This window comes from Acinetobacter sp. SH024 (assembly GCF_000163635.1).
Classification (GTDB): Bacteria; Pseudomonadota; Gammaproteobacteria; order Pseudomonadales; family Moraxellaceae; genus Acinetobacter; species Acinetobacter pittii.
The window spans coordinates 29,303-34,731 of the sequence record NZ_GG753606.1 but is presented as its reverse complement, the minus strand read 5'-3'; the positions used below and the strand labels follow the sequence as shown (position 1 = coordinate 34,731).

Genomic DNA, 5,429 nt, shown 5'->3' with positions numbered 1-5,429 from the left:
CTGAAACGGTGAATGGCTTATACAAAACAGAGGTGATTGAATATTTAAAAGCAGATTGGCAAGGTTTAGCAGATGTACAACTTGCGACACTAAACTGGGTAGATTGGTTCAATAAAAAGCGTGTACACAGTGCACTGGGTTATGTATCGCCTTTTGAGTTCGAAGCAATGTACTATGATAAGATTAACCCGTTAGGTCAGGTGGCCTAACTTAAATAAAAAGTCTCCGACAAACCCGGTACGGTTCATAGACTCCAGTAAGCATAGATTTCCCTATTTTTAATTTGCACGATTTAAAATTTATTTTTTTAGATTATATAGTTACATACAAATATCATCTACTAATTTTAGAAATATAAAATCGTCCCATAATAAATAACGGTCGTTTTCTTACATTCGGAACAAGATTCTGAAATGATTTAATTTTTGCTATCCCGTATAAGGTCTTAGATATGAATCGATTAACTTTTATAAACGGTGCGATTGTTTCTGCGACTGATGTTCGCAAATCTTGGAGCAAAATTGTTCAATGTGTCAAAGATAGTCATAAACCTGTTTTTGTTTATACGAAGAATGCGCCCGAAGCTGTTGTTCTGAGTTTTGAAGAATTTCAAAAAATGCAGGAAATTATTGAAGCTGTCCGGCGTGAACAGCTAGGACAACAAATGGTTTATGATCTTTTGGATATTAATCAGCTCACTGGTCAACCGATCAAACACATGCTTTTGAACCCAAAAGGTGTATTTGAAGAAGTAAATGGACAAGAAAAATAGCTTTTTGAGGATATTAACGGATTCGAGATTAGAGACAAGCTGATTTAAAAGTCATCTTATATTTATATTCGTTGAACAATGAGCTTTTATTTTCGTAAAATACTAAGAAGTGGAAAACATATTCGTAAGTTAAGTAGCACTGACATCATAGAGTTGACTAATTTTATTGAAAATTAAAAAGAACACTTGGATGTCTATAAAATTATATTAAATAACGTACTGGGTAAAGTAATAGACTCACCCTAATAGGCAAGTCTATTAAACCAAAAACTATTTAAGATTCTTATTGACCTCTTTAAAGATAGTTTCAAATCTTGATAAAGTAGCTTCTGAAAGGCTATTAACAAAATCCTTATTACTAGCAAATTCTTTTGCAGGTAAATAATGATTAAATCTATTCTTTTTAATAACTTTATTAATTTTTGATAATATATCTTCAATTTCAGTACTTAATTCTTCCACCTTAATTTCAGCATGGGTAGATGAGAGAGAAATATTAAAAAGTTGCAGATATTCATCAATAGTAAATATATCTTCAATATCAGCTTTTTTTCTATTATCCAAAAAATCATGGAAAAATTTTATATTTTTATCAGATATAATTTTTTGAATAGTTAGACTATCAAATCTTGCCTGAGACTTTTGGTCAGTAAACGAATCTAATAGGCAGAAAATTGATAGTTTTGAACCTCGAAGTAATGAAATAAAACTAGCAACTTTATCTAAACCGCCTGTAGGCACAATTGTAATATCTTCATTTAAGCCAGTTCGTTTATTCGCATTCAAATATTCTGAAATTGTGGTCAAGTATAGTAAGTCTGAGACACCTTCTACCAATAGATTTTTTTTAGAAATAAATAAATTCTGTGCAACATCATACCCTAAAGCAGCTTGTAAAGGGAAAAGTGTATTAGGGTCTTTTTGTTGAATACTATCACTAACGATAGAGCTATCGGAGTCACTAAATACCGTTCTGACCCGATTTAATTTCGTTGTTTCTACCATGAAAGGTGAGTGAGTTGTATAAATAACTTGATACTTATCAACCAAACTTTCTAAAAAACGTAGTAAATCTGCTTGAGCAGTTGCATGCAAGTTAAGGCCTGGCTCATCTAAGAGTAGAATATATTTTGAATTTGAATCAGCCTGAATTTTGTTAAACCAAACTAAGAATGAAAAAAACCAATTAAATCCTTTACTTCTATTCTGAAGAGGTAAAGAAACTCTCGTTTTCGAGTTTTTTACTCGAATATCTAAGACATGTTCAACAATATTTGTATCGACCGTTGTAGCACTGCCATAACTTGTATTTACTTGCCTTTTCACAGTAGCTGTTTTTTTATCAATTTTAAATTCAATATTTAAGTTCTGATTTGCAGACCAATATTGAAATAGTGTGTCAGAAATCAAAGCCTCAGTTGCTTCTAATTCAGCAATAAAGTCTTCGAAATCGTCTGCATTAATAAGTTCATTCACATTAATTTCGGATAAATCTAAGAGTGCCTTTGCTGTTTTTAGATCATCCGATAGATCAACATCATCATCTAAAAAACTTTCTAGAATAATCCTTGATGGGAGTTGATAATATTCATCATAGTAAATAAATTTTGGTAAATGTCTTTTTATTAAAACACTATATGCATATCTTTCAATAAAAGTCATCCATGTAGAACTTTTGAAGAAATATTTTCTTAAAGGCTCTAACCTTTCGGTTTCATCTGGGAACTTCTTTAATATTTGATCAAATTTCTCTTCTGTTAGAGCCAACTTCAACTCAGTTTTTACATCATCACCAATATCAGATAAATTTAAGTGTTTTAAAAATAATTCAAAATTTATCGATACACCACTTATTAATGTAGATGAATCACCATAAGAACTTGTTAGGGTGATTTCATTACTTCCTTGCCAAGTTCCTTTACCTAACCTATTTTCGATTAAGCCAATTAGTTCATCTGAAATATGATAAGTGCAAATAATTGCTTTAGGTTTGCTATCCGACTTACTGATACTTTTTAGTTCTTTTCGAGGATAGTCTAACGTTTCGTTAAATTTAAACTTTTCATCATCTTCAAAATAATTAGTTTTAGCTAAACATTCTAAAACAGAAGTTTTTCCCGATTCATTCATTCCTACTAAAACAGTTATATCTTCCTCAATGTTTATTGATTGAGGAGTTGTAAATGACTTATATTTTAATATCTCAATATTTTTAAGTTTAATCATAAATATTTCTCCCTAAAATTAAATATATAACATTGATAAAGATTAACAATTTCATTGTTTCTAAGCTTACTATTGAATAGCCACCAAAATTCTAGACACACATAACCATCTTTTGATGGGCCTTTTCATAATCTAATGGAGAACGCTGACCATTGGAACCATGTCTGCGTTTTGAATTGTAGAACATCTCAATATATTCAAAGATATCGGACCTTGCTTCAGTTCTTGATGAATATATTTTCTTCTTGATCCTCTCTCGCTTTAACAGCTGAAAAAAGCTCTCAGCAACAGCATTACCATGACAGTTTCCTCGTCTACTCATACTGCTTTCAAGATTATGATGTTTGAGAAATGTTTGCCATTCATGACTGGTGTATTGGCTGCCTTGGTCAGAATGAATCAGGACTTTGTTCTTTGGGTTTCTTCGCCACAAAGCCATCAATAACGCATCTAAAACCAGATCTGTCGTGATTCTGGATTTCATAGACCAGCCAACAACAAGACGTGAAAACAGGTCAATCACAACTGCGATATATAGCCACCCTTCATGAGTACGGATATCTTGCGAAGCAGTGCTTCTCATGTCAGTCACCCACAGCTGGTTGAGCTGAGTTGGATTAAATTGTCGATCTAAAGTGTTTGCGGCAACGACAGCCGGAGCACCAGCGTGAGCTCTAGGTTTACGATAACCGCGCTGAGATTTAAGACCATCTGCTTTCATCAGCCGATGTACTCGATTAATCCCACAACTTTCACCAACATCTTTCAAATCACAGTGAATCTTGCGATAGCCGTAGATACCAACAGATTCCAGCCAGAATCTGTTTAATCAATCCTGAAAGCTGTTGCCGTTTCCGCGCAGTTTTACTGGTGGGTTGCTTTAACCATGCGTAATAACCACTGTGATGAACATCTAAAGTTGAACATAAACGACGAACAGGCCATATATGCTGATTGTCCCGAATAAAGGCGTACCTCATTTGGACTGGCTTGCGAAGTACACCACGGCCTTTTTTAATATGTCCCTTTCTTCAGTAACCCGTTGCAGCTCTTTTTTTAACTTTGCTAATTCTGCCCTTGGATCATTAGATTCTGTGATCTTGGGCTGCTGTGGATCATAACGTTTAATCCAGGCATACATACTATGGGTGGTGGTTCCCAAACGTGCAGCAACTTCGGCCACACTATGGCCTTTCTCAGTAACTTGCTTTACTGCTTCAATTTTGAATTCTTCAGGGTATCGTTTACTGCTCATAAGCACCTCGTTAATTAGCCATTTTATCTAACTAAAAGGTGTCTACAAAATCGGTGGCTATTCACCCTTTTTTACCCAAGTAAATTTCAACAACTAAAGATTACTACTGTAATCTTTAGTTACGTAAGTGTCCGCTAGCGAATCCATTTAAATACAAGCTAGTACAATTAAACAATTAACAAATCTTTCTCGATGTCATTTTCCGCACTCATTTCAGATTCGTCATCTACCCACACTTTGTGTTCTACATCTTGAATTAAGCTACTCATTCCATGTGTAGGTTTTATGCCCATTGCATCAAGTTTTTCCTTTAATGACATAATCATATTTTCACGTTCAATGAACCAACTCGATGCAAAGCATCTCCAGAATGTCCATCCTGCGCGTTCTAAAGCACGTTGACGAGTCATGTCATCATGCCATTGTTCTGGCCCATGATAGCTATCACCATCACATTCAACAGCCAAACGCTGATCACCATCTGACTCAACGACTAAATCGATTCGATAGCTTCCAACCTTAACCTGTGGAGTAACTGTGTAACCCATTTCATGGAGTGTCGTAAATACAGATTTTTCAAACTCCGATTCACACAAATCTAATTTTGCTTCAAATGATGCTTTTTGATCTTCTTGCAAATCATAAAAATGATTGAGTAAATTCAGCCTTAGATCTTTTGGAGATATATGATCACGACTCACGGAATGGACGAGATACATCCGTTCACGAGCACGGCTTGCAGCCACGTTAAATCTCTGTTCATGATCGGATCGACTCAAAGCATGACAATTCTGAGGATCTGCTACCATAGATAAGAAAATAATATCTCTTTCTGCACCCTGAAATGCTGAAGCATCCCCACAAGCAAATTGAACTTGGGTAAGAGTCCCTGCACCAAATTCATTCAAAGCTTCTGATTGAATGAACTCAGCCTGCGCCGGTCCCAACAATGAGATCACACCGATTGATCTATTTGCGTATCGTTCATCTTTAAGAAGAAGTTTCATTTCCTCAATAATTGCTTTCGCTTCTATTCGATTAATATGTTTGCTATTTTTAGATTCTCTATACCCCTGCGGTGTATAAATTGCGACTAAAGCTGGACTTAACTGCTCAGATTTCTTCGATAATCGCATTGGCTTAATACGGTTACCATAAAAGTTTTTATTGCTGTAA

4 protein-coding genes and 1 pseudogene are annotated in these 5,429 nt (G+C 34.7%); 2 read left to right on the top strand and 3 right to left on the bottom strand.

The features are described from left to right. Both HMPREF0013_RS23260 and HMPREF0013_RS23255 read left to right on the top strand, forming a co-directional pair. Positions 1 to 209: integrase core domain-containing protein (locus tag HMPREF0013_RS23260; protein ID WP_031978032.1), on the top strand; the 209-nt coding region annotated here is incomplete at its 5' end. 242 nt (positions 210 to 451) lie between these two features. Continuing rightward, the gene (locus HMPREF0013_RS23255; RefSeq protein ID WP_001081101.1) at positions 452 to 772 is read left to right on the top strand and encodes a type II toxin-antitoxin system Phd/YefM family antitoxin; all 321 of its coding nucleotides are present in this window, start codon (positions 452 to 454) and stop codon (positions 770 to 772) included. A 270-nt stretch (positions 773 to 1,042) separates the two neighbouring features. On the opposite strand, the gene HMPREF0013_RS23250 is transcribed toward HMPREF0013_RS23255, so the two are convergent. The 3 genes and pseudogenes from HMPREF0013_RS23250 to HMPREF0013_RS23235 form a co-directional block, all read right to left on the bottom strand. Continuing rightward, positions 1,043 to 2,998, bottom strand: a complete 1,956-nt coding sequence (locus tag HMPREF0013_RS23250) for an AAA family ATPase (RefSeq protein WP_000593543.1) — start codon at positions 2,996 to 2,998, stop codon at positions 1,043 to 1,045. A gap of 91 nt (positions 2,999 to 3,089) precedes the next feature. Further along, a pseudogene (locus HMPREF0013_RS23245) lies at positions 3,090 to 4,253 on the bottom strand (IS3 family transposase). 167 nt (positions 4,254 to 4,420) lie between these two features. Then, positions 4,421 to 5,429, bottom strand: a 1,009-nt coding sequence (locus HMPREF0013_RS23235; RefSeq protein WP_005804850.1) for an AAA domain-containing protein, incomplete at its 5' end; no start/stop codon positions are given.